Here is a 24,851-nt window from a genome sequence, read left to right on the forward strand (position 1 = left end):
GAATACCCAGGGAGGTACGTTCGATGCAAACGAGGCGATCCTCCGTAGCTCAATTGGCAGAGCAGCCGGCTGTTAACCGGCAGGTTACTGGTTCGAGTCCAGTCGGGGGAGCTTCGATCTTCCGTAGCTCAATTGGCAGAGCAGCCGGCTGTTAACCGGCAGGTTACTGGTTCGAGTCCAGTCGGGAGAGCAGGAGAAGGAGGACCCCGATGGGGTCCTTTTTCATGTCCCCCGCAACCGTGCAGGTCACGGCGTAGTCCTCGAGGGCATGCGAAGTCGCCCCTGCGAGGCAGGAGATCGTATGAGCGGCTATGCTGCGGCAGACGGCGCGCACGCATGTACGCGACACGCCGCTATGGGGCGGTAGCTCAGCCGGTTAGAGCAGCGGACTCATAATCCGTCGGCCGTGGGTTCGAGTCCCACCCGCCCCACCGTGCACGTCTGTGACCTGCGGAAACGTCTCATCTGGGGTGCGGATACAGGACTTTGGGCTGCGGGGCTGAATCCGCTGCTCGTGAGTTCAACTCTGTGGCCGTCAGTGTGCGTTGGGATCGCTTTGACCTGCGCAGACGTATCAGCCCACGGCTGGAGGATGGTGTCGTGGGTGGGCTGCGCGAGCCTCTGGACGTCAAATTCTGGACGCTGGCTGGACACGACGATTCAGAGGTGCCGCCCGGGGACCTTCGAGTAGGCGGCTCTGCCGGGCCGGCGGCTGGGTACGGAGTCGGCCCGAATGGGGTGCGGTCCGAGCTGGGGCGCGAAAACGGCCCGTACTGGAAACGGCCCGGAATGCAGGTGCAGCGGAGCCGGCACGAGTCGGGGCACCGTCACGGACAGGACGGCCACGACTCCCATCACGGAGGCGGCGCAGGCGAGAGCCGTGGCCTTGAGCCGCTACGCCGCGGCCACGTCACACAGGGCGAGTTCGCGGCTGACGCCGACGACGCGGCGTGCGCGAGACCGACGGCGACCTGGAGGACTGTGCAGTCGAGCTGGTTGCCTCGGCCGCGCCGTAGAGGTCAGTCGGTCTCGAGACGTTCTGGGGCCCGCCCGTGGATCGAGACGCCGTGCGGCCGGACGCCGATGTACAGCCTGCGTTTCCCGACCCGGTAGGCGCTCATTCCGTACGACAGTGCCACCCGGTCCACGCCACCCGTTGCGCTCTTCCCGCGAGCCCCGCCGCGGCTCGGCCGGCCGCGCCCCCGGCGTCACGTACCTGGCCGGGCAGATGGAGTATTGAGATGCGAGAATCTAGGGTCAGCGCGTGGCTTTCATCCTGGTGTGCGAAGACGACGCGGCGGTTCGCGACATCCTCAGGCGTGCCCTGGAGCACGACGGTCACACCGTTTCCGTCGCCCCCACGGCAGACAGCCTGCTGCGGCAGCTCGCACCGGTGCCCCAGCTGCTCGTCCTGGATCTCGGGCTGCCGGACGCAGACGGCCGCGATGTCTGCCTGGCTCTGAGGGCTCGCGGCGTCGACGTGCCGGTGTTGATGCTCACCGCCCTGGACGGTCTGCACCACAAGGTGGGCGGCTTCGAGGCAGGCGCCGACGACTACATGACCAAACCCTTCGACATCCCGGAATTGCTGGTCCGCGTCCGGGCGCTGCTGCGCCGGGCCACCGTGGCGCCCGCATCGCACGAGGTTCTCCTCGATCCGGCGAAGCACATGGTGACCTACGATGCGGTGAGCATGAGCCTGACCCCGACCGAGTTCCGCCTACTGGGCCGCCTGATCGCCTCGCAGGGCGACGCGGTACGTCGGCACGCCCTCGTCGCCGCCGGCTGGCCGCACGGGGCACACGTCAGCGACAACACCCTCGACTCCTATGTGCGCCGGCTGCGGACCAAGCTCGGTCCGCTGGGTGTGGCCCGGCGTCTGGCGACGGTCCGCGGCGTGGGCTACCGATGGCAATGACGGGATTCCGCAGAAGCGTCGTCGCGCTCACCGTCCTGATCGCCACCGCCGTGGTCGCCATCCTGGTCGTCGTCTCGCATGTGCTGCTGAGCAGGGTGACGGACGCCGACGCACACGATCTGGCCCGTACGCGCGCCGAGGCGGTCGCGGCGAACGTCACCGCCAAGGGCGGCCGTGTCGTGCTCACGGAGAACGGCAGTGAGGCGTTGGACGAGGTCGCCTGGGTGTATGTCGACGGCCGCCTGATCGACGGGAACGTACCGGCGAGCGTGGTCAGGCGTGTCAAGGAGCTGGTGGACTCGAGGCGTTCGCAGACCGCGACCGCCGGCGACTCCCTCCTGTACGCGCGGCAGGTCCCGGTCGACGGCCACCACGTCATGGTGGTCGTCCGGGTGGACCTCACGCCTTATGAGACGTCCGAGCAGCGCAGTCTGACCTTGTCGTTGATCCTGGGCGGCCTCACGATCCTCCTCGCCGGCGGTGTCGCGCATCTCGTGGTGCACCGCGCGCTGCGGGTCGTGCACGAAATGGCCGCCCTCGCCGACGACTGGGGCCATCACGAACCCGGGCGCCGCTTCAACCTCGGGGTCCCCCGCGACGAGTTCGGGGAACTGGGACAGACGCTGGACCGCCTCCTGGAGCGCGTCGACAACGCGTTGGCGGACGAGCGCCGGCTCACCGACGAGATCGCCCACGAGCTGCGGACACCGCTCACGGTGCTGCGGGGCGAGGCGCAGCTGGCTCAGCTGTCCGGAGAGCCGGTGCCGCCGGAGGCGGTACTGAGCGAGGTCGACCGCCTCGACGCGGCGATCACGACGATTCTGCGCGCCGCGCGCGCCCGCACGGACGAGGGAACCCGGTGCGATCTGCGCTCCGCCGCGCGGCAGGCGATCGGCGGTCGCGCGGTCGAGGTCGCCTTTCCCGCGAAGATCGAGGTGGCCATGGCGCCCGACGTCGCCGTGTCGCTGCTGTCACCACTGCTGGAGAACGGCCTGCGGCATGCGAAGACGGGTGTGTGGATCACCGCGCGCAACCAGGGTGCGGCCGTCGTGGTCGATGTCCTGGACGACGGCCCAGGGTTCGATCCCGCGGACGTCGAGCGGGTGTTCGAGGCGGGTGTGACCGGCGGCGATGGCTATGGGCTGGGGTTGCCGGTGGTCCGGCGTATCGCCGCCTCGGCCGGTGTGGAGGTCCGTGCGATCGCGGACGGCCGCGGTCATGTCGAGGTGACGCTCCCGGCCGTGCGTGCGGTCACGTAGTCAGGTTGCTTGCAGGTTCCCCGCGTAAACCTGGCCGCATGACAACGACAACGGAAGAGCGCACGCGCAGCGGGCCCCTCATGCTCAACAAGGTCCCCGAGGTCACCATCTGGTTCTGGGTGATCAAGATCCTGTGCACCACTGTGGGTGAGAGCTTCGCCGACTGGATCAACATGAAGCTGGGCGTCGGCCTGGTGAACACGGCCTGGATCTTCACCGCGGTGTTCGTCGTGGTCCTGGCGGTCCAGCTGCGGCTGAAGCGGTACGTGCCGTTCCCGTACTGGCTGACCGTGGTCGTTGTCAGCGTCACGGGCACCCTGTACACCGACATCCTGACCGACCAGCTCAACGTGCCGCTGTGGATCAGCTCCGCGGTGTTCTCGGTGCTGCTCGCGGTGGTCTTCGGCGTGTGGTGGCTGCGCGAGCGCACGCTGTCGATCCACTCGGTCACGACGCTTCCGCGTGAGTCGTTCTACTGGCTCGCCGTTCTCGTCACCTTCGCGCTCGGCACCGCGACCGGCGACTGGACCCTGGAGCTGACCGGCTGGAGCCCGGGCGCCTCGGTGCTGCTGCCGCTCGGCCTCATCGCGGCGATCACGCTGCTGTGGAAGTTCGGCGCGAACCCGGTGCTGTCCTTCTGGCTCGCCTACATCCTGACCCGCCCGCTGGGCGCGAACATCGGCGACTGGCTCGCCTCCCCGAAGGTCGCTCAGCCGGGCGAGCCGACCGGCATCGCACTGGGCACCTTCACCACCAGCCTGATCTTCCTCGGCCTGATCCTGGCGACGGTGGTCTACCTGACGGTGACGCGCTCGGACGTGACCGAGACCCACGACGCCACCCACGCCGCCCACGCCACCGGCAACCTGCGAAAGGAGCGCGTCGGTCTGGCCGGCTTCGGACTGCTCGCCGTCGCCACCACGAGCCTGCTGATCTGGGCCCACAGCCAGCCGCACACCGGCCCCGCGCCGGAGGCCGACAACACCTCCGCCGTCCAGATGGCCCCCGGCGTGGCGGTGAAGAAATTCCCGCCCGCCCAGGTCACCGCCCTGAAGACCCTCGCCTCCGCCTCGCTCAAGGACGCCCGCTCCGGGAACGCGAAGGGTGCGCACACGGCCGCACAGTCGCTGCGTGACCTGTGGGATGCCGACCAGGCCTCGCTGCAGCCGCTGGACCAGACCGGCTGGACCTCCATCGACGCCCAGATGGACAAGGTGCTGGGGACTTTCGGCATCGATCACTCGAACCCGCCCATGCCGCCCGCGCAGCAGGAGAAGGAACTGAACGCCCTCCTGACGGACATGGGCTGACAGGCCACCCCACGCCCGGCCGGCGGAGGTGGCGAGTCGCCTGCGCCGGCCGGGCGTATCCGCGAACTCCGTTGGGGGGCGAAGCCGGTGTTGATGGCTCCGACCGCCCCGTGTCTCACAGTGAGCCACCACCGCAGCCGGGAATCCTTTTGGCTGGCTTGCGGCCGAACGACCTCCCACATGGTCAGCCGTGCTTCCGAGGAGATGGCGATTCCGCTCGCTGGAACTTCTTGGCGAGAGGCCACAGAGCGCCGGCCCGACTGAGCACACCGGGCCGACACCGTACGCCGGGGGTGCAAACCATCTCCCGACCTGCGGATTCCGGTGCCTTGATCGGCTGCGCCACCCGGCTCTGTCGGGAGTTGCGCGGTCCTACTTCACGACGCGGTGTGCGCGCCCCTGTCGCGTTGTGACACGGCCAGGTAGCCGACGAATCCGATGATCGCCACCGTCCACGCGAGGGTGACCGGTGCCAGGCCGAGGGCGAGGCCGCCGCGGGTGTGGGGGAGGGCCATCCAGTCGGCGAGGGAGGCTCCGAGGGGGCGGGTGATGACATAGGCGGTCCAGAAGGCGGTCACCGCGCCGAGGGCCCCGAAGCGGTGGGCCAGGGCGGGTACGCAGATGGCGGCTGCGAAGAGGGCGACCGAGCCCAGGTAGCCGAAGCCGACGGTGGCGGTGAGATCGCCCGTGGCGGTGCCGAGGGCGAAGGTGGCGAGGACGGCCGCCCAGTAGAACGCCTCGCGGCGCCGGGTCCGGATCGTGTGGATGGAGAGGGCCCGCTCGCTCGCGTACCAGAGGGCGAAGACCGCGGCCAGTACGACGAGGAACGCCGGCGTCGAGACGGCGTACGGCACGCCGAGGCCGACGTGGAGGACATCGGCGGCCATGGTGCCGAAAACGCTGACCATGACGACGGCGGTCCAGTAGGCCCAGGCGACGTACCGGCGGAGCGTGAACTGCACGGCCAGGGACGCCACCAGGGCGAGGCCGCCGAGCGCCACCGCCGGGATCGGGCCGAGCGTGCGGGCCAGGAGGTCCGACGCCGTCTCGCCCATGCCGGTGGTCAGCACCTTGATGACCCAGAAATAGACGGTCACCTCCGGCACCTTGTTTGCCAGTTGGCGTACGGGGGCGAGGGGGCGTTCATCGAGGACAGGCTCTGCGGTCATGATCCGCACGATCGCACTTCGAGCATGAACGCAACCTGAACGCTTCGCGGGGCAGCGGCTGCTTGGCACTACGCCGTTCGGACTTCTTCTCACCCGCCTCTCACCGGCGAACCGTACGGTGAAATGGCCTCCTACGAAACGTAGGAGTACATGGTTCCGGGGCGCGTGACGACGAAAGGTGCGGGATGGCCGACGGCTCGAACGTCACGATGACCGGTGCCACTCGCACCGGCTTCCCACCGTGGACGGCCCGTCCTCGGCGCCGGTGGGGCGAATCTTGGCTCGCGGCCGTCGCGGGGGCTTTCACGCTGGCCCAGCTCGTCCTCGTACGACCGGATCTTGGTCTCGGCTGGGACGAGACGGTCTACGTCAGCCAGGTCAGCGGACAGGTTCCCGCCGCCTTCTTCAGTGCGCCCCGCGCCCGCGGCATCTCTCTGCTTGCCGCGCCGATCGCGTCGTGGTCCGACTCCACCGCCCTTCTGAGGGTCTACCTGGCGGTTCTCTCCGGGCTGGGCCTCTACTTCGGCCTGCGCGTCTGGCGAGCCCACGTCATGCCGCGCGTCCTGGCGCTGGCGGGCGCGCTGTTCGCCTCCCTGTGGGTGACGCTGTTCTACGGCCCGCAGGCCATGCCCAACTACTGGGTCGCCGTCGGCGCGCTGGCCTGCGTCGGCTCCTTCCTGCGCGTCCGCGCCAACGCAGGGGATCGGGCAGCCTGGTGGGGCGTGCTCGCGGGCGCGGCACTGATGGCGTGGATGCGCCCGATGGACGCCGTCTACGTGGTGGTCCCCCTGCTCGCTCTCGCCCTGCGCCGCCCCCGCCTGCTCGCCGTACTGGCCGCCGGTCTGCTGGCCGGCGCTGGTGAGTGGGTGATCGAGGCGTACCTGAGCTACGGGGGCCTTGCGCAACGCCTCTCCGACGCCTCCCGCATCCAGGGCGGCCTCGGCTGGCATCTGGCGGTGGTCGACCAGCTGCGCAGTCTCGGCGGGCGTACCCTCTGCCGTCCCTGCACCGGATCGGTCCCCAACGCGCTGGTGACCCTGTGGTGGTTCGCGCTGCCCGTCCTGGCCGTGCTCGGCGCGCTCACCGCCGTCCGCGCCCGCCGCGCCCTGCCCGTCCTGCTGCCGCTGGCCTGCGCGGTCACGGCCGCCGTCCCCTACCTGTTCCTCATCGGCTACGCGGCCCCCCGCTTCCTGCTGCCCGCCTACGCCTTGCTCGCTCTCCCCGTCGCCCATGGCCTCGCTCACCTGGTCAGCGCCCCGACTCGGGGGAGCGCGCGTGCCGTCGCCGTGAGCCTGGTCTCGGCCTGCCTGGCGGCTCATCTGGCCGTGCAGTACGTCGTCCTGGAACACACTCTGCACAGTTCCGCTGCCCACCGTGACAACTGGTCCCGCACCGCCTCAGCCCTGCACACGCTCGGCGTACGGCCCCCGTGCCTGCTCAGCGGCTACGAGGCCGTGCCCATCGCCTTCTACGCCGGTTGTGGCTCGGCGCAGACCGACGGCCACGACACCAGCATCAGCGCGGCCGCACTGGCCCGGGCCGCCCGCCGGACCACTGTCGCCGTCCTCGCCCAGCCCGGCGACCGTCCGCCCGGCTACGCGCGCACCTGGTCCATGGAGCGGGCCGGCGTCCTCCACGCCTACGTCGCTCCCTTCGTCCGGCAGGGGCGGTGACCGTGGCGACGGTGTCCGACAGCGTGACCGTGACCGCGGGCAGGCGCCACTACGTCCGGCTGGGCATCACCCTCGCGGTGCTCGTCCTCGCCGGCGGCATGCTCGCGGCGCACCGGGCCACCCTCGACAGCGGTACCGACCAACTGGCCGCCGCCGACGGGGAGTGGCTGGTGCTCGCCTGCTTCGCCACTGTCGCCACGTGGGTGTGCGCGGCTGTGGCGCAGCAGGGGGCGGTCGTCGAGCGGTTGCCGAAGGGACGGCTCGTGGCCGCTCAGTTCGCGGCGTGCGCCGCCAACCACATCCTGCCCGCAGGGGCCGGGGCGAGCTTGGTCAACCTGCGGTTCCTGACGCGGTGCGGCCTGTCCACCAGGCGCTCGGCGACCGCGCTGGCCGTGAAGGCGGCTGTCGGCGGGATCGTCCGGTGCGTGCTGGGCGTCGTCCTGCTGGTGGCATCACCGGGCGCTGTCCCACTGTCGGCACGGGTCCCACACGTGCTGGTCCTGGCGCCGGTGGCGGCGGCAGCCGTCGTGCTGGTGGTGGTGGCCAGCGGTCGGCTCAGGCGGGCGGTGGGGCGAGCCGTGACCGACGTGCGGGAGGTGCATCGCTCCCGGGGGCGGGCCTGCGCACTGTGGGGCGGCTCGGTCGCGTTCGCGTTGCTGCACGCCGGCGTGGTCGTGGCCGTCGTCCATGCGCTCGGTCTCGCGTTGCCCACGAGCCACGTGGTGATGGCGTACCTGGTTGCCAGCGGGGCGGCGGCCCTGCTTCCCACGCCCGGTGGACTGGGGTCGCTGGACGCCGCGCTCGCCTTCGCGCTCACGGCCGCCGGAGCACCGGGGCAGACGGCGATCTCGGCGGTCATCGGCTACCGCCTGCTCACCGGATGGCTGCCGATGGCACCGGGACTGCTGGTCCTGGGGTGGCTTGCCCGCCGGTCGGCGCTCTGAACCGGTGGCGGTGCTCGCTGCCCCACACATCAGCAGCACCGCCTGTGGCGACGTACGTGCTCGACGCTGCGACCTTGAGCAAGTCCTGAACGGCTCATGGACGTTTCATCGGCCGCCTTGCCTTGCGTGGCGATCCGGTCGGCGCGCCGGGTAGCGGGCGGTGCAGGTGATGGCGGGCGACGAGTTCGAGCGTCACCGCGACCGCGACGGACTGCACTGCCATGAGCGCGATCAGGACGAACAACTGCACCGCCCCGGCCATCACGGGACTCGCCCCTGCCATCAGCATGCCGACGAAAGCACCGGGAAGGGTGACCAACCCGACCGTCCGAGTCTGGTCCAGGCCGGGCAGGAGTGCCTCTGATGCCGCGGGGCGGGCGATCTCCATCCGTGCGTCCCGGTCCAGGAAGCCCAGGGCCATCGCGGCTTCCACTTCCCCGTGGCGCTGGGTCAGTTCGTCCAGGGCACGACGTCCGGCAAGGACGGTCACGGTGAGTGCGCCGCCGATGAGGATGCCCGTGATCGGGATCAGTGCTATGCCTCGCAGCGGGACGAGCCCCGTCAGCAGCAGTGCCGCGACGACCGGCATCACGCCGGCGGCGATCGGGGCGGCCGTGAACCACCAGGTGTGGTCGCTGGTGATTCTCCGTCCGGCCGTGCGCACCGCCACCGAGAACATGACGACAAGGAACGCGAACAGCCCTGGCACGGACTTGACGGCCCACGCGATGACCACCGACACGACGGCCAGCTGGGCTGCGGCCCTCAGTCCGGCGACAAGGATCTCCCGGGCTCGGCTCTTGTACGGGTGCGGGTCGAGATGGAACCGTCCCGCGACCACCGCCGCCGCCAGGATCAGAGCGGCGAGGAGGACGCCGAGGGTGATGTTGACCGGGACGAGGGATGCCGCACTCGACGTCACGTTCCCCACCTGAAGGAGCCGCTGCCTGGGCCGGGTGGTGCCGTGCAATCAGCCAGACCGCGCACCTGTTGCCAGCAAGGCAGTCTACGTCGACGCTGCGCGGGCCGAGCCCTCGCGATGTGCCGGATGATCACTGGCAGCCGCTCACATCCAGCCGGGCGCCGACGGCCGTTCTCAATCCACCTGATCCGGCTGCCGTTCCAGCCTGTATCCGTGCCCTCGCAGCGTGGTGATCTCCGGTAGTCGGACAGGACCGCCCCCGGCCTGCACCGCGTCGGTCAGTCTGCGTCGCAGGCCCGCCATCGTCGCGTCGAGAGTCTTGGTGGGGCCGAACCAGTTCTCGTCCCATACCTCGGCCATCAACGTCTCCCCCGACACCGCCTCGCCGACCCGCTCGGCCAGCACCACGAGCAGGTCGAACTCTTTGGCCCGCAGGGGGATTTCGACACCGTGCAGCGTGCATCGCCGAGCGGAGAAGTCGACGACCAGATCGCCCAGCCGCACCGGCTTCCGGACCGGGGCAGCCACTGCCTGCCGCCGCAGATGCGCTCGCAGCCGGGCGAGCAGCACGGACCGAGAGGCTGGCGGGTGGCGGATCGAAGACGCCGGTCGGGACCTTGACCGGCATCTGTGCAGTTCGTGGCTCTCGGGGTCGCGCGTGCCGAAGGGCCCCGGCTGTGGCGAACTCGAAGCCTGGTCGGAACGGACGCCGAGCTCGTCGCTCAGACCGAACCCAGCCGTTGTCGCCGACGGTCGACGGCCTCATCCCGTTGACGACGCCCGCCCGGGTGGCGAACGGGCCGGGCTGCTCGCCGGGTCTGTGGACGTCCCTCCGTTTTGAAGAATCGCAGACCTGCTTGATGAAGACACGACCGCTTCTTCCGTGTGCGTTCACACATGCGCCGTTTCCGGTATGCAAGGCGCGACTCTGATGGGCCCGGCGCTCGAATCGCCCCAAAGAGCCGGGAGATGCACAGATGTCCAGAAGTTATGTCAGACTCGCAGCCGTTTTCGCTGCTGCCGGAGCCCTGACCGGCGTGTCCGCCGTCCAGCCTTCGGCGTTCGCCGCCTCCCACCACCAGGCCCCCGCCAGGCACGTTCTGCTGATCTCGGTCGACGGTCTGCACCAGTCGGACCTGGCCTGGTACGTCTCCCGGCACCCGGATTCCGCGCTGGCCCGGCTGGTCGGCGGTGGTGTGGAGTACACCCACGCCAAGACCACCACGCCGTCCGACTCCTTCCCCGGCATGGTCGCCCAGGCGACCGGTGGCGGTCCCGGCACCACCGGCGTCTACTACGACGACACCTACAACGCGTCGCTCCTGCCCGCCGGGACCACCAGCTGCAAGGCCGTCAAGCCCGGTGTCGAGGTGGACCTCACGGAGGACCTGGACAAGAACCAGGCATCCATCGACGCCGGTCAGGGCATCACCGGCCTGCCCGACAGCATCCTGTCGATGACGGGCAACCCGTCGAGCCTGATCAACGCCTCCAAGCTGCCGGTCGACCCCAAGACCTGCACGCCGGTCTACCCGCACTCCTACCTCAAGGTGAACACCGTCTTCGAGGTGGCCCGCAGCGCGGGTCTGCGCACTGCGTGGTCGGACAAGCACGCAGCCTACGAAATCCTCAACGGGCCCTCGGGCACCGGCATCCAGGACCTGTTCACGCCGGAGATCAACAGCGACGCCCTCGGCTACCCGGCCGGCAACGACTGGACCAAGGACAACCAGGCCACCGAGCAGTACGACGGCTACAAGGTGAAGGCCGTCCTCAACGAGATCGACGGCTACGACCACAGCCGCACCCACAAGGTCGGCACCCCGGCGATCTTCGGCCTCAACTTCCAGTCGGTCTCCACCGCGCAGAAGCTGCCGGCCTCCGACGGCCTCCAAGGCGGCTACACCGCCAAGAACGTGCCCGGACCGCTGCTGACGAAGAACCTGGACTTCGTCAACGCCCAGATCGGTGCCCTGACTTCTGAGATCGCCGAGCGGCACCTGGCCGGCAGCACCACGATCATCCTGTCCGCCAAGCACGGCCAGTCGCCCACCGACCCCACCGCGCTCATCCGGGTCGACGACGGCCCGCTCCTGGACGGCCTCAACGCCGCCTGGAAGAAGCTCCATCCCTTGGCCGGCGACCTGGTCGCGCACTCCGTGGACGACGACGCGATGCTGCTCTGGCTGACCGACCGCTCGCAAGCCGCCACCGACTTCGCCAAGAAGTACCTGCTCGAGCAGAGCGGCACCGGCACCGACATCAACGCCGCACCCAAGGCCTTCACCCGCAGCGGGCTCAGCAAGGTCTACGCCGGGAAGGCCGCGGCCCGCTACTTCCACGTCGAAGCCGGCGACGCCCGTGTCCCGGACGTCTTCGGCGTCGCGCAGTACGGCGTCGTCTACACCAGCGGTACCAAGAAGATCGCCGAGCACGGCGGCGCCCACGCCGACGACCTCGACGTCCCGTTGGTCGTGTCCGGCGCCTCGGTTCCAGGCGGCGTGCGCGACTCCGCGAGCGTGCAGACCAAGCAGATCGCACCGACGATCCTGAGCCTGCTCGGTCTCGACCCCCGCTCGCTGCAGGCCGTGCGCGAGGAACACACCACTGCGCTGCCTGTCCGCTGACCAGTCCGGTGCACCCCGGCCTGACGCGGGTGGGGCGCACCGGCGCGTGGTCGGCAGCGATGGAGCAACAGATCTGCCGACCTCGTTCGTTTCGGGGGCTCGGAAACTTCGGGATGACGACCGCTCGGCGGTCGGCAGCGCAGGGAACGCCTCGTGCAGGGCCCCTGCGTCAGTCGCAGATCGTCTCGGTTCCGACGGCAGACCGGCAGTCGTGACCGTGGACGCTGTAGGCAGGTCGTGGGGTCGGGCGGGCGTGGGCGGTGCTCGCGGTCGGGCCCGCCCGCTCATGGTCCGCACCGAGCAACCGGCCATGACGGCGCCGTCGCGGCCACGATTCACCGGGGGCCGTGCGGGCCGCCCAGGTGGAGGCCACGTGGGCGGCATTGCGCCGGGTAGGAGTTCAGCCGGTCGGTCCTGCCGGGGTCGTGGTGGTCTTGAAGCCCTCTATCTTGTTGGCCTTCAGAGCGAACTCATTGGTGAAGGTCGTGCCGAGGTTCACCTTCGAGGTCGCGTGGCCGACGAGTTCCTCGGTCGCCAGGACGGTCTTCGGGCCGCCGGCCGGCATGATGCCGTCCGGGAGGAACTGTCCCTTGTCCTGGTCCAGGGCCTTGATGTAGTCGGCCTTGGTGACCAACTGGTTCGACACGTACGACTGCGGGAGCTTGTTCGCGATGTCGGCCGCGCTGTGCGTGTTGATCCAGTGCATGGTGGCGACGAGCGCGTCGACGACCTTCTGCGCAGCGTCCTTGTGCGAGTTGACCCAGCTGGTCTGGGCGAGGACGGTCGCTGCCGGCCAGGTGCCGCCGAGCGCCTTCCTGGCGCCGGCGGTGGTGGCCAGGTCGATCGCGGAGGTGCCGATGCCCTTCTTCTCGATCGCGGCCACCGTCGGCTGCGTCGTCATGACGCAGGCGGTCTTGCCGTTCTGCAGCGCGGCGATGGCCGTGGAGCCCTGGCTGACGCCGATCCGGCTGAACTGGCCGGCCTTGACGCCCTTCTGTGCGCCGATGAACTGGGTGAGAGTGTCGGTGCCGGACCCGATGTCGGTGACGCCGAGTGTCTTCCCCTTGAAGTCCGCGCCGGAGTGGACGCCGCTCTTCGGGACGCACATCTCCCGCTCGCCCGGCGCGCCGGACAACTGGACGAGGCTCTCGACCGCCTTGCCCTTCACCTGGAAGTCGATGGTGTGGACGTACCAGGCGCCGGCCATGTCCACCTGCCCGGAGGCCATGGCGTCCTCGGCGCCGACGCCGCCGTCCTGCTCGGTGCTCAGTTCGACGTTGACGCCGTACTTCTTGTAGTAGCCGAGCTGCTGGGCGAGCTGGTACGGCAGGTAGATCTGCTTGTCGAGGCCGCCGGCCATGAGCTTGACGGTCGGCGTGGAGCCCGAGCTGCTGGTCGAGGCCGAGGAGTTGCCGGAACAGGCGCTGGTGGTGCCGAGGGCGAGAACGGCGAGGACGGACGCGGCGACGGCGGCGGGTCGTCTGGACATGACTGATCACGTTCCTTTGCTGAGGGTGTTCGGTGAAGGAGGGGGGAAGGGCTGGGGTGTCAGATGGTGTTGGCGGCCTCGGTCGGGGCCGGCGGGCGCCAGGACAGCAGCCGGTGTTCGAGCTTGCCGATCAGCCACTCGGCGCCGAGCACGATGACCGAGATGACGAGCATCGTGGCGAACACGCCGTTGGGGTCGAAGTTGTTCTGCGCGGTCTTGATGACCAGGCCGAGTCCGCTCTGCGCGCCCAGCACCTCGCCGACCAGCGCGCCGACGATGGCGAAGCCGAAGGCGCTGTGCAGGCTGGCGATGATCCAGGTGAGCGCGGAGGGCACGGTGACATGCCGGATGATCTGCAGCTGCGAGGCGCCGAGGACCTTGGTGTTGGCGAGGATGTTGCGGTCGACCTCGCGGACGCCCTGGAAGGCGTTGAAGAAGACGATGAAGAACACCAGCACCGCGGCGAGCAGGATCTTCGGCAGCACACCGATGCCGAACGCGACGATGAAGATCGAGCCGAGGACGATCCGCGGGATCGCGTTGACCATCTTGATGTAGGGGCCCAGCACGTCGGCGAGAAAGCGGCTCTGGCCGAGCGCGACGCCGAAGACCACCCCCGTCACGGCCCCGAGGGCGAAGCCGGCGAGCGCCTCCTGGATCGTGGTCCAGATGTTGGCGTAGAACGACCCGAACTCGGTGCCGTGCCGGAACAGGTCGACCAGCCGCTGGGCGATGCCGGACGGCTGCCCGAAGAAGAACTTGTCGACGATCCCCCAGGCGGTGAAGGCCTGCCAGCCGCCGAGGACGAAGACCGCGAGACCGATGCGACCCGCCCACACCAGGGCGGTGCGCCGCCGGACGGCGCTCTTGGCGGCGGCCGTGGCCGAGACCTTGAATCCGTCCTCGATCGGGGTGTTGGAGACGGTGGACGTCGTACTCATGCCGTACCTCCTGCGGTGCGTGCGTAGGCGCGCTCCACCTCCTCGCGCAGGCAGTCCCAGATCTGGTGCTGAAGTTCGATGAAGCGGGGCTGGAAGCGGATCTCCTGGACCGCGCCGCGCGGACGCGGCAGGTCGATGTCGAAGACCGCCTTGACCGAGCCGGGGCCGGACGTCATGACGACGACCCGGTCGGCGAGCGCCACGGCCTCGTCGAGGTCGTGGGTGATGAAGATGACCGACGGGCGGATCTGCTCCCACAGGCCGAGCAGTTCGGTCGACATGATCGCCTTGGTCTGCACGTCCAGGGCGCCGAACGGCTCGTCCATGATCAGGATCTGGGGTTCGTTGATCAGCGCCGCGGCCATCGCCACGCGCTTGCGCATGCCGCCGGAGAGCTGGTGCGGGTAGCGGTCCTCGAACCCCGTCAGGCCCACCCGGCGCAGCCAGTCGCGTGCCGATGCCTGGGCCTGCTGCTTGGGCACCTTGCGGAAGACCGGGCCCATCAGGACGTTGCCGAGGACCGTCTTCCAGGGCAGCAGCGCGTCGGTCTGGAACATGAAGCTGACGCCGTCGGTGACGCCGTCCACCTCACGGCCGCCGACCTTGACCGAGCCCTCACTGGGCCGGTCGAGCCCGGACACCATGCTCAGCGTCGTCGACTTGCCGCAGCCGGTGGGGCCCACCACCGCACAGAACTGGCCAGGCTCCACAGTGAACGAAACGTCCTGCAGCGCCGTGAACACCTCACCCGCGGGAGTCAGAAACCGTTTGGTGAGTCCTGAAATCTCGACTCGTGCGCTGTCCCGGCCGGTCTTCTGGGCGCCTGGGCTCGTCGCGACATCGTTTCGTGAAGCCATCTGAGGCTGTCTCCTTCCTGACCTCGGAGGTCGAGGAAGGCAGACGCTAAAGGCCGTCCGGGGTTACGTCGCTGTTTCAGACGTATCTCGCGTTAGTCGTGTTAAGAGGGGTTCTGCGCGTTCTGCTCGGCCGGCCGGGGGGTGGGCAGAGTGGCCCCGGTGGGACACAATCACGCCACCACGGGTACGGCGAAGGGGTCGGGCCCGGCAGCACGACAAGGGCGTAGGCACCTGTGATGCCCATCCGTATCCGGATCGGCCGCGGCGGGAACGGGAGGCTCTCCGCGCGGATCCTGGCCAGCCAACTGGCCATTCTGGCCCTCACGGGAGTCATCGGTTTCGTGCTGTTCGCTTTCGCCCAGCGGGGCGAGATCGACCGTGCCTACGAGCAGCGGGCACTGGACATCGCGCAGACCACCGCCGCCGAGCCGCAGATCAAGCAGGCCGTGGAGTACGGCGGTGGCGGCGACATCGTGCAGCGCGTGGCCGAACGGATCCGGAAGGCGTCGGGAGCGTCGTACGTGGTCGTGATCGACCTGCATGGCATCCGCCACTCGCACCCGGACGCGGCGCTGATCGGCGAGCCGGTGGGCGATCCGATCGTGGTGCTGGACGGCCGCACCCACGTGGGCTCCGACCAGGGTGCGACCGGGCGGTCCGCCAACGGCAAGGCTCCGCTGTACGGGCCCAGCGGGAAGCTGGTCGGCGAGGTGTCGGCCGGTATACCGGAACGCGATGTGCTCGGCGAGCTGTGGCGGGAGCTGCCTACCTTCGGCCTGTATGCCGCGATAGCCGTCGCGCTTGGCTCGGCGGCGGCGTTCCTGCTGGCCAGGCGGCTGAAGCGGTCGACCTTCGGGCTGGAGCTGGAGGAGATCGCCGGACTGCTCCAGGATCGCGAGGCCATGCTGCACGGCATCCGGGAAGGCGTGATCGCATTCGATCCCGACGGCCGGATCACCGTGGTCAACGACGAGGCCCGCGACCTGATCGGTCTCGGGACGGCGCTCGGAAGCAGGCTCGAGGAGGTGCTGCCCGACGGGCGGCTTCGCCGGGCCCTGGACGGCACCCTGACCGGAACCGACCTCAACGTGCTGACCGACGACCACTGCCTGGTGGTCAACCGGATGCCGGTGACGCTGCACGGCCGGGAGCTGGGCGCGGTGGTCACCGTACGCGACCGCACCGAGCTGGTCGGGCTGCTGCGCGAACTGGACTCGGTGCGCGGGCTGACCGACGCCCTGCGCGCCCAGCAGCACGAGTTCACCAACCGCATGCACACCGTGGCCGGGCTGCTCGACATCGGCGACCACGACGCCGCCTACGAGTACGCCGTCGAGTCGGCCGGCGCCGACCAGGCGTTGACCGAGTCCGTACGCGAACGGATCGGGAACGCGCTGCTCGTGGGGCTGATCGTCGCCAAGACCACGGTGGCCGCGGAACGCGGGGTACGGATGGTGCTCAGTGAGGACTCCGCGCTCGGCGAGGACCCGCCGCATCTGCGCCGGCTGCTGACCATCGTCGGCAATCTGCTGGACAACGCGATCGACGCGGCGGCCGACGGACCGCCTCCGACGGGTGGCCGCGAGGTGGAGCTTTCGCTGATCGAGGCCGTCGATTTGGTGATGGTGCGGGTCGCGGACAGCGGCCCGGGGATTCCGTCGGGCGCCGCCGAGTCGATCTTCGAGGACGGCTGGTCGACCCGGCCCGACCGTGGCACCGCCCGGCGCGGGCTGGGGCTGGCCCTCGTCCACCGGCTGACACAGCGGCACGGCGGGACGATCACGGTCAGCGAGGGGCCGGGCGCGGTCTTCACCGTCATGCTGCCGCTACCGGAGGCCACTCCCGTACCAAGGGACGCACAGTTCACGACGGCCTCGCTGACAGGGGGTGATCGCGGATGATCCGGACCCTGGTGGTGGAAGACGATTTCCGCGTCAGCCACATCCACTGCGACTACGCGTCCCGCGTCGAGGGCTTCGAGGTGGTCGGCCGGGCGTCGACCGTGGCCGAGACGCTCGACGCGGTGCGCACCCTCCACCCCGACCTGCTGCTCCTCGACGTCTTCCTGCCGGACGGCAGCGGACTCGACGTGCTGCGGCAGCTCAGTGGAGACGAGGGAGGCGCCCGCCCCGACGCGATCATGATCACCGCCGACAGGGACATCACCTCGGTACGGACCGCCATGAAGCTCGGCGCGGTGGGTTACGTGGTCAAGCCGTTCGGCTCCGCCGACCTGGCCGAGCGGCTCACCGCCTACCGCGAACTCCAGCACCGCGTGGACGCCCTCGGCCAGGCTCCCCGGACCGACCAGGCCGACGTGGACGCCCTCTTCAGCGCCGCCCGGCCACCGGCCGTTCCCCGGGTCCCGGCCAAGGGGCACTCCGCCCCTACCCTGGCCCTCCTGCACCAGGTCCTCCGCACCACCCCCGATGCCCTGTCCGCGGCCCAGGCCGCCGAACTCACCGGCGTCTCCCGCGCCACGGCCCAGCGGTACCTCTCGTACCTCGTCCGGGAGGGCATGGTGCGTCTCGAACTTCGCTACGGGGCCACCGGCCGTCCCGAGCACCTGTACCGCATCGCGCACTGAGCGGGCGCTTTCGTCTGCCGAGCCGGTCGAGCCGACGGCAAGTGGCGGGTTGGGCGCTGTCTCGGCTTCTGCCATCGGCCACGGTGGTGAAGTCGCCGTATTCCTGGGCGGGTCCTACGCCTTGGTGCGTGTCCTTCCACCGCGTTCATGCTGCTGCCCGTCGCCGAGAGCGGTGTTCACGGTGATGCAGGGCAGGGCGGGTGCCGGCGACCCGCTGTCCGAACAACCCGGCTCGCGGCTGTCTTCTGCAGCAGCCCGTAGGCGAGCACCGGCAGGAGCAGGTGCGGTTTGTCGGGCAGTGCGGTGGTGATCAGGACCGCGCTCGCGCTGCTGTTGTTCATCCCGCAGGCGAGGGTCAGCGAGGACGAGGCGGGGGCGTCCAGGCGCAGGAGCCGCGCGGCGGTCCGGCCCAGCACGAAGGACAGCAGGCAGACGAGCGCCGCCACGACCAGTGCCGCGCCGAACAGCAGCGGGCGCGGATGCGCGAGGAAGGAGCCCAGGGCGCCACTGGCGTTGACGTAGGTCAGGACGAGCGATCCGGTCAGCGCCACGGGCACGATCACGCGCAGGGCCCGGCTGAGCCAAGCCGTCGGCAGTACGAGGCGGAACAGGATGCCGGCTGTACAGGGGAGGACCACGGTGACGAGGGCGAAGCCGCCGCCGGCCGTGCGGCCGGTCGTTGCGAGCGTGTCCGCGTGACCGCCGTCGAGGAGCGGCATCAAAGTGGTGATGACCAGCGGGATGGTGAGCGGGCTGAGGAGGGTGGAGGCGAGGACGAGTCCCACCATGGCGGGCTGGTCGCCGTCACCCTTGCCGGTCCAGACGGTGGCTCCGGCGGCCACAGGCATCGCCACGATCAGGATCATCGCGGTGATCAGTCCGCTGCCGCCGTCGCTGTCCGGGGTGCGGTGCAGTCCGAACGCGACGACGGGGATGACCAGGAGCGGGATGGCGAGGTGGAGGACCAGCCCGGCCACCAGGGCGATCGGCTTGCGGAGCAGGCGGCCCAGTTCGCGGACGGGTACCTGGATTCCGGCGGAGAAGAGCACCAGGGACAGAAGTAGGGGGGCGGTGCTCAGGGGCAGGCCGGTGAGGGTGCCGATGGGCACGGTGTGGTCGCGGCGCAGCCACAGGCCGGGGCCGGGCAGGAGGAGGGCGGCGACGTAGGACAGCACCACGGCCCGGCCGAGCCGACGGCGCAGCCAGGCCGTCACCCGGTCGGCAGGTGGTGGGGAGGCAGTCGGACGGTTCAAGGCGGCCTTCTTCCGTGGCGGCGGAGGGGACGGAGCGGAACGCCGCTATGCAGGAGCCGTGATCATGAATCGTCATGGCACTCATAGTGCTCGGGTGACGCGGATGGGGCAGCCGATGACGCACGGCAGTCAGGATGCGTTCAGGTATCCCGTGGCACGGTCGCGCCTCATGACATACGAGACCTCACAGACGCTCGCGCCCTCGGAGGGCGACACCCAGGTGTCGCCCTCCGGTCGCCGACTGGGCTGGAACAAGGTGCCCGAAGTCACGGCCTACTTCTGGGTCATCAAGGTGCTGTGCACGACGGTCGGCGAGACGGCGGCCGACCTGCTCAACGAGAAGGCCGGTCTCGGCCTGACCGGTGTGTCGGTGCTGATGAGCGCCCTGCTGGCGGTCGTCCTGGTGGTGCAGTTCCGTACCACCGCCTACCGTGCGGGGGTGTACTGGCTCGCCGTCGCCCTGATCAGCGTCGTCGGCACGCTGATCAGCGACAACCTCGCCGACAACATGGGCGTACCGCTGGAGGCCAGCACCACCGTCTTCGCGGTCGTCCTGGCGATCGTCTTCGTGGTCTGGTACCGGCGCGAGCGGACCCTGTCCATCCACCACATCGACACCATGAGCCGCGAGTCCTACTACTGGCTCGCCGTGCTCTTCACCTTCGCCCTCGGCACCGCGGCCGGTGACCTGGTCTCGGAGCGCATGGACCTGGGCTACTGGCTCTCCGCGGTCCTGTTCGGCCTGGCCATCGCCGCAGTCGCCCTCGCCCACTTCGAGCTCGGCCTGGACGCGGTGTGGAGCTTCTGGATCGCCTACATCCTCACCCGTCCGCTCGGCGCGTCCATCGGCGACTACCTCTCCCAGCCCGGCGGAGACGGCGGCCTGGGCCTGGGCACCGTCATCACCAGCGCGTTGTTCCTCACGGTCATCCTCGGCCTGGTCGTGTACCTCTCGGTGACCCGCAAGGACGTGGCGCAGCCGCAGCACACCGCCCGAAACGCAGCCTGAGCAGGCACACTGCAGGCGTTCAGGATGCGCTCCGACAACTACCTGCCTATGAAGGATGTGGCCTGAACGTGCAGGTCACAGGCTTGGTTCTCGCGGGATCGCCGGGACTGTGGCGGCGGTGAGGGACGCTTCTGACCGTGGTGTGTGGCGTGATTTCGGGGGTATTCGAGGGGCCTTAGCCGTGTTGCTCAGGACGAGGGTGGCGGTGTGGTCCAGTGGTGCCCGAAAACGAAGATCTGCCACTGGCCAGCCGCCCGATACTGTCGGCTTTGACCTTCGCCGGCAGTGGGCCGGTTGCGGAAGCCCGGGATGCCGCACGTATCTTCCTGACCGAGGTGCAGGCTGTGCACGGAATCCCGTTGTCGGACCGTGCGATGGGCATGGTGCAACTCGTGGTCAGCGAGCTGGTGACCAACGCGCACAAATACGCGCCCGGCCCGTGTCTGCTGGACCTGGAGATCCGCGACGGTGCCGTGGAGGTCAGCGTGTGGGACACCGATCCGACGCTGCCGGTGGCTCAGAGTCCTGATCCGGGCCGGGTCGGGCAGCACGGGCTGGAGATCGTGATCGGCGCGTGCCGGAGCTTCGAGATGCGACGTGAACCCGTGGGCAAGCGCATCATGGCCGCGATCACGCTGGCTGACGATCCCGGCGGGAGTCCCGCCGGTCACGTGATGTGAGCATTCATCGAGCCGCTGGCGGGCCGTCTGAATCACGTCATCCGGCGGGCAGGTCGACCAGGAAGCGTGCTCCGGGTGTGTGCTCGGGGTCGTGGGAGACCTCGCCGCCGACGGCGCGGGCCAGGCGCCGCGCGAGCGGCAGTCCCAGGCCCGCCCCGTCGTGCCCGTCGCCCAAGTCCGCGCGCCGGCCGGGCTGGAAGAGATCGTCGAGGAATTCCTCCGGTACGCCAGGACCGTCGTCGGTGACATCGATGCGGACGCCGCCGCCGGGCACCTGCCTTGCAGACACGGTCACCGTGGAGCCGGCGTAGCGAGCGGCGTTGGCCAGCAGCGGGCTGACGATGCGTTCGAGAAGGGCGGAGGTGACGCCCGCCTCGAACTGCTGGTCCGGCACGTCGAGGGCGGTCTTCAGCTGCTTTCGTGTGTCGAGGTCCTCGACCAGCCGTCGCAGCACGGGAGCGACAGCGGTGGCACCTATGGTCGTGGTGGTGTTCTGCGCGCCTTCGCGGGCGTCGTTCAACAGCGTGTCGCAGATGGTGCGCATGGACTGGGCGGCCTCCGCGATCACCTCGTGGGTGGCTGCGGTCTCGTCGGCCGAGCGCGGGCGGGCCCGCCACCAGTCGAGCTCGGCGACGATCCGGGTCAGCGGGGTGCGCAGTTCGTGGGACAACTCCCCGGTCAGCTGCTGCTCGTGGCGCAGCACGGTGCGGATGCGGTCCAGCAGTGCATCCAACGAGGTGCCCAGGCGGGCCAGTTCGGCCGGCTGGTCCTCGGCGCCGAATCGCTGGTCGGAACCGACGGCGCTCCACTGGGTGGCCTGGTCGGTCATGGTGCGCACGGGGCGCAGCGCCCGTCCGACGGCCAGCCGCGTCAGCGCGTAGGTGCACGCGAGCATGACAGCGTCCAGGATCAGGGAGCCCGACAGCAGGGTGCCGGCGGAGTTGCGGTAAGGGGCGAGATCCACGGCCGTGATGACGGTGGCGGTGCTGCGTGGGCCGGACACGGGTTGGGAGCACAGGCGGACGAAACGGGGGTTGCCGGTGTGCACGGTCGCGCAGACCGGCCTGGCCCGCGCGGCGAGCCGGTCGGCGGCCTGGGTCAGCGCACTGTCGGCCGCGGCGGACGGCGGTTTCTCCAGCAGCCGTGTCCCGGTGTAGATCCACACGTTCGCGTCGAGCAGGCTGTCGTTGGCGGTCTCCAGGACCCGCACTCGGGGCCCGCTGGTGTCGACGGTGGTGGCGACGGCGGCGGCGCGGTTGCGTAGTTCGTCGTCGGCCTGGTGCTGGAGGTGCCGGTCCATCGCGGTGTTGAACACGACGGTCAGTACGGTCATCAGGAGCGCGGCGGTGGTCAGCGCCACGAGCGAGAGCCGACCGCGCAGCGTGCGGGGCGCCAGACGGCGTGCGAGCCGGTTCATGACAGCCGGTGCCCGATCCCGCGTGTCGTGGTGAGGGCGAGACCGCTGCCCGCTTCGCGCAGCTTGCGGCGCAGTCGGCTCAGATACTGGTCGAGGGTGTTGTCGCTGACCTGGGCGCCGTCCGGCCAGGCGGCCCTGACCAGGTTGCGGCGGGACACGAGGGTCCCGCCCGCGGCCATGAGCGTGGCCAGCAGACGGAACTCCGTGGGAGACAGGTCGATGTGGTCGTCGCCGACGCGCGCGCTGTGCCGGGTCGCGTCCAGGACCAGGTCACCGGCGGTGGCCACGGCCGGAGGTGCGGCCCGTTTGAGTGCGGCCCTCAGCCGGGCGACGAGTTCGGCGAGATGGAACGGCTTGGGCAGGTAGTCGTCGGCTCCGGCGGAGAACCCGGACAACCGGTCGGTGAGGTGATGGCGGGCCGTCAGGAAGATGATCGGGGCGGCGAACCCGCCCGCGCGCAGCGCCTGGCAGACGTCCCGGCCGTCCGCGTCGGGCAGCCCGACGTCCAGGACGACGGCCGCGATGTCGTCGGTGGCCAGCCGCAGAGCGGTGGCGCCGTCGGCGGCGGGCACGGGGTCGAAATCCTCGTCGAGCAGGCCGCGACGCAGCACGTCACGCAGGGCGTGATCGTCCTCAACGACCAGGATCTTGTGGCGCATGATCCTCCGTCGGATTGTCCGGCGCATGGGGCGTACCAGAGAAGAACGATGCGGGCAGCCATCGGGCCATCGCGTACAGGCACACTCCGAGCCATCCGGTGGCGAACAGCCAGCCGCCGATGACGTCGGTGAACCAGTGCACGCCGAGATAGACCCGGGACAGGCCCACCAGCCCGCCCCAGCACCCGATGACGACCCGGAGTGGGGTGGCGCCGTGTGGGGCGCGCAGTGAGACCGTGACGATCAGCAGCCCGGCAGTGAGGGTCGCTGTGGTGGTGTGTCCCGAGGGGAACGCCCAGCCGCCCGCGGACGCCGCCCAGTCGGTACGGGCGGGACGCGGCCGCTGGACGATTTCCATCACCCCGTAGCGCAGCGCCTGACCGGCTCCCAGACAGGCAAGGCCCAGTGCGGCCGCCCCCATCCGTCGCCGCACGGTTCGTCCCGCGACCACGCCGGCCACCACGGCGAGGATGTAGGGGACGGCACCGCTGCCGGTATCGGTCACCCCTCGGGCCAGAGCCCCGGCGACGTCCGGCCGATGGCCGAGCGACCAGGTCAGGAAACCGTCGTCCGGCCACAGCTGAGCGCCATTCTGGCCGATCACCACTATCGTGAGGACGCCGAACGCCACCCAAGCGCCGAGACCGACCGTCCCAGCCAGGTCGGCGGCGTCGCGCCGCTTCATGGGGCGCTCAGCAGCCGACGCAGGCGGCCAGAGCCGACCCATCGGTCCCCCGATCGCGACCACCGTCGCAGCACGAGCATCGCCATCAGTGCGACGAGGCCACCGACCAGCACGCCTGCCACGACGTCGTGCGGATAGTGCGCGCCGACCCACACCCGCGAGACCGCCATCGCCAGTGCCGCCACGGTCGCGACCGCCCCAAGCCGAGGCGAGACGAAGAGCAGGGCCACGGCGGCGGCGGCCGCGATCGCCGCGTGGTTGCTGGGGAAGGACCAGTCGCCGGGCGCCGGACACGCCTCCAGGGTCTTCACCCGAAGGCTCTGGCACGGCCGGTCCTCGCGCACCGCCAGCTTCGTCAGGGCATCCACGCCATACGCGACGACCACGACCACCGGTACGGCCAGCGCCCTCACCGCCGCCGCATCCCCACCCCGCCGAGCGAACCACCAGCCCACTACCGCGAGCACGGCGAACACCGCGAGCCCGTACGTCGACCAGAACGACACCGCTCCGCCCAGCCAGGCCGGCGCATGCCGGGCCAGACGCACCACATCCAGATACGCGGTGCCGTCGACAGACGACCCGTCGAAAGCCATGATCACCTGCGTCCTCCCTCGGGCCGGCCATCCCGCCGAGCCCTGTACACCTCGGCAGCCAGGGGGGTGAGCGACACGAAAATGATCAACGCCACCAGCGGGAGCAGGTAGCGGTCGACGTTCGGGATCGACAAGCCCAGCGCGTACCCCGCGAGGGTGAGTCCGAGGCTCCACACGAGGCCGCCGACGATCTGCCACAACGTGAACGTGCGCACCGGTACCTCCAGCGCGCCGGCCATCGGATTGAGTACGGTCCGCACCACTGGCACGAAACGGGCCAGCGTGATCGCCTTCGCGTGTCCGTATCGCTCCAGCAGTTCCTCGGCGCGTTTCGCACCCTCGCGCAGACGCTGCGAGCGGCTACGGGCCAGCAGTGCTCCACCTGCCTTCCTGCCGAGCACATAGCCGCACTGCGCCCCGGCCAGGGCGCCGGCCGCAGCCGCGACCAGGAGCGGTCCCAGCGCCAGGTGCACACGCGACTCCGCCGAGCCCGTGCACAGCAGACCGGCGGTGAAGAGCAGCGAGTCGCCCGGCAGGAAGAAGCCGACCAGCAGTCCTGTCTCGGCGAACATCACCACCCCGACGCCCAGCACGCCGAACGCCGCCAGCAGCGAATGAGCGTCCAGTACGTTCACGGCCAGCTGGGATGCCGGATGGATCGGTGTGGTCATGGCGAGGGCGCCTTTCCTGCGGACAAATTCACGCAAAACTCCCTTACTGGCTGCAGCCTGTCCATCCGCATGCATGTGGCCTGGATGGAACCGCACTCGCCGAGCCTACAGCTACAAGATGTAGTAGATGTGCTGTGGGTGACCGGGTGCAAACGGTCACTCAAACGCAAGTGGTGTCCCGGGCG

The 24,851-nt window shown here is 69.8% G+C and carries 22 protein-coding genes and 3 tRNA genes; 13 read left to right on the forward strand and 12 right to left on the reverse strand.

The features are described from left to right. Window positions 1-38 precede the first annotated feature (38 nt). From OG841_RS31255 to OG841_RS31280, 6 genes are all read left to right on the forward strand, one after another. A tRNA-Asn gene (locus OG841_RS31255) sits at window positions 39-111 on the forward strand. A 6-nt stretch (window positions 112-117) separates the two neighbouring features. Then, window positions 118-190, forward strand: a tRNA-Asn gene (locus OG841_RS31260). A 167-nt stretch (window positions 191-357) separates the two neighbouring features. Continuing rightward, a tRNA-Ile gene (locus OG841_RS31265) sits at window positions 358-431 on the forward strand. An 833-nt stretch (window positions 432-1,264) separates the two neighbouring features. After that, the gene (locus tag OG841_RS31270) at window positions 1,265-1,918 is read left to right on the forward strand and encodes a response regulator transcription factor (protein ID WP_328638331.1); all 654 of its coding nucleotides are present in this window, start codon (window positions 1,265-1,267) and stop codon (window positions 1,916-1,918) included. After that, a complete protein-coding gene (locus OG841_RS31275; protein WP_328638330.1) occupies window positions 1,909-3,177 on the forward strand; it encodes a sensor histidine kinase in 1,269 nt (422 codons plus the stop codon). The genes OG841_RS31270 and OG841_RS31275 overlap by 10 nt, the downstream gene beginning before the upstream one ends. A gap of 38 nt (window positions 3,178-3,215) precedes the next feature. Next, a complete protein-coding gene (locus OG841_RS31280; protein WP_365115314.1) occupies window positions 3,216-4,487 on the forward strand; it encodes a COG4705 family protein in 1,272 nt (423 codons plus the stop codon). A gap of 377 nt (window positions 4,488-4,864) precedes the next feature. Here the strand turns inward: OG841_RS31280 and OG841_RS31285 are convergent, their stop codons facing one another. Further along, a complete protein-coding gene (locus tag OG841_RS31285; protein WP_328638328.1) occupies window positions 4,865-5,656 on the reverse strand; it encodes a COG4705 family protein in 792 nt (263 codons plus the stop codon). Between the two features lie 185 nt (window positions 5,657-5,841). On the opposite strand from OG841_RS31285, the gene OG841_RS31290 reads away from it, so the two are divergent. Beyond that, on the forward strand, window positions 5,842-7,329 hold the full coding sequence (locus OG841_RS31290) for a hypothetical protein (protein ID WP_328638327.1): 1,488 nt from the start codon (window positions 5,842-5,844) through the stop codon (window positions 7,327-7,329). Window positions 7,330-7,340: 11 nt separating this feature from the next. Beyond that, on the forward strand, window positions 7,341-8,273 hold the full coding sequence (locus tag OG841_RS31295; RefSeq protein WP_365115316.1) for a lysylphosphatidylglycerol synthase transmembrane domain-containing protein: 933 nt from the start codon (window positions 7,341-7,343) through the stop codon (window positions 8,271-8,273). 94 nt (window positions 8,274-8,367) lie between these two features. On the opposite strand, the gene OG841_RS31300 is transcribed toward OG841_RS31295, so the two are convergent. Then, a complete protein-coding gene (locus OG841_RS31300) occupies window positions 8,368-9,195 on the reverse strand; it encodes an ABC transporter permease (RefSeq protein WP_328638325.1) in 828 nt (275 codons plus the stop codon). Between the two features lie 174 nt (window positions 9,196-9,369). Further along, the gene (locus tag OG841_RS31305; RefSeq protein WP_328638324.1) at window positions 9,370-9,765 is read right to left on the reverse strand and encodes a winged helix-turn-helix domain-containing protein; all 396 of its coding nucleotides are present in this window, start codon (window positions 9,763-9,765) and stop codon (window positions 9,370-9,372) included. A gap of 407 nt (window positions 9,766-10,172) precedes the next feature. On the opposite strand from OG841_RS31305, the gene OG841_RS31310 reads away from it, so the two are divergent. Then, window positions 10,173-11,822: an alkaline phosphatase family protein gene (locus OG841_RS31310; protein WP_328638323.1), complete on the forward strand. Its 1,650-nt coding sequence runs from the start codon at window positions 10,173-10,175 to the stop codon at window positions 11,820-11,822. A 400-nt stretch (window positions 11,823-12,222) separates the two neighbouring features. On the opposite strand, the gene OG841_RS31315 is transcribed toward OG841_RS31310, so the two are convergent. Genes OG841_RS31315 through OG841_RS31325 form a run of 3 tightly spaced genes read right to left on the reverse strand, consistent with a single transcriptional unit; the run spans window position 12,223 to window position 15,109 of the window. Beyond that, window positions 12,223-13,311 carry an ABC transporter substrate-binding protein gene (locus OG841_RS31315; RefSeq protein WP_371567398.1) on the reverse strand — a complete coding sequence of 363 codons (1,089 nt, stop codon included), beginning with the start codon at window positions 13,309-13,311 and terminating at the stop codon, window positions 12,223-12,225. Between the two features lie 59 nt (window positions 13,312-13,370). Next, entirely contained in the window at window positions 13,371-14,252 is an 882-nt protein-coding gene (locus OG841_RS31320; protein WP_371567399.1) for an ABC transporter permease, read from the reverse strand. After that, entirely contained in the window at window positions 14,249-15,109 is an 861-nt protein-coding gene (locus OG841_RS31325; protein WP_371567401.1) for an ABC transporter ATP-binding protein, read from the reverse strand. Before OG841_RS31325 ends, OG841_RS31320 begins: the two co-directional genes overlap by 4 nt. 236 nt (window positions 15,110-15,345) lie before the next feature. On the opposite strand from OG841_RS31325, the gene OG841_RS31330 reads away from it, so the two are divergent. Continuing rightward, entirely contained in the window at window positions 15,346-17,010 is a 1,665-nt protein-coding gene (locus tag OG841_RS31330; RefSeq protein WP_328638319.1) for a sensor histidine kinase, read from the forward strand. Beyond that, entirely contained in the window at window positions 17,007-17,696 is a 690-nt protein-coding gene (locus OG841_RS31335; RefSeq protein WP_371567403.1) for a response regulator, read from the forward strand. Before OG841_RS31330 ends, OG841_RS31335 begins: the two co-directional genes overlap by 4 nt. A gap of 176 nt (window positions 17,697-17,872) precedes the next feature. Here the strand turns inward: OG841_RS31335 and OG841_RS31340 are convergent, their stop codons facing one another. After that, entirely contained in the window at window positions 17,873-18,949 is a 1,077-nt protein-coding gene (locus OG841_RS31340) for a sodium-dependent transporter (RefSeq protein ID WP_371567405.1), read from the reverse strand. A 169-nt stretch (window positions 18,950-19,118) separates the two neighbouring features. Here OG841_RS31340 and OG841_RS31345 point away from each other — a divergent pair, with 169 nt between their 5' ends. After that, window positions 19,119-19,958, forward strand: a complete 840-nt coding sequence (locus OG841_RS31345) for a COG4705 family protein (protein ID WP_371567407.1) — start codon at window positions 19,119-19,121, stop codon at window positions 19,956-19,958. A 218-nt stretch (window positions 19,959-20,176) separates the two neighbouring features. Continuing rightward, complete coding sequence (locus OG841_RS31350; protein ID WP_371567409.1) at window positions 20,177-20,638, forward strand: ATP-binding protein; 462 nt, start codon at window positions 20,177-20,179, stop codon at window positions 20,636-20,638. Window positions 20,639-20,675: 37 nt separating this feature from the next. Here OG841_RS31350 and OG841_RS31355 read toward each other — a convergent pair whose 3' ends face one another. From OG841_RS31355 to OG841_RS31375, 5 genes are read right to left on the reverse strand one after another with little or no spacing between them, the layout of a single operon-like run. Continuing rightward, window positions 20,676-22,055 (reverse strand): sensor histidine kinase, encoded by a 1,380-nt coding sequence (locus OG841_RS31355; protein WP_371567411.1) that lies wholly within the window; start codon window positions 22,053-22,055, stop codon window positions 20,676-20,678. Beyond that, window positions 22,052-22,714, reverse strand: coding sequence for a response regulator transcription factor (locus OG841_RS31360; protein ID WP_328638314.1), 663 nt, complete (start codon window positions 22,712-22,714; stop codon window positions 22,052-22,054). Before OG841_RS31360 ends, OG841_RS31355 begins: the two co-directional genes overlap by 4 nt. Next, window positions 22,689-23,399 carry a phosphatase PAP2 family protein gene (locus OG841_RS31365; RefSeq protein ID WP_328638313.1) on the reverse strand — a complete coding sequence of 237 codons (711 nt, stop codon included), beginning with the start codon at window positions 23,397-23,399 and terminating at the stop codon, window positions 22,689-22,691. The genes OG841_RS31360 and OG841_RS31365 overlap by 26 nt, the downstream gene beginning before the upstream one ends. After that, a complete protein-coding gene (locus OG841_RS31370; protein WP_328638312.1) occupies window positions 23,396-24,001 on the reverse strand; it encodes a phosphatase PAP2 family protein in 606 nt (201 codons plus the stop codon). The genes OG841_RS31365 and OG841_RS31370 overlap by 4 nt, the downstream gene beginning before the upstream one ends. Next, window positions 23,998-24,666 (reverse strand): DedA family protein, encoded by a 669-nt coding sequence (locus OG841_RS31375; RefSeq protein ID WP_371567414.1) that lies wholly within the window; start codon window positions 24,664-24,666, stop codon window positions 23,998-24,000. The genes OG841_RS31370 and OG841_RS31375 overlap by 4 nt, the downstream gene beginning before the upstream one ends. Window positions 24,667-24,851: the final 185 nt, after the last annotated feature.

Origin of the sequence: Streptomyces canus (assembly GCF_041435015.1) — a bacterium.
Classification (GTDB): Bacteria; Actinomycetota; Actinomycetes; order Streptomycetales; family Streptomycetaceae; genus Streptomyces; species Streptomyces canus_G.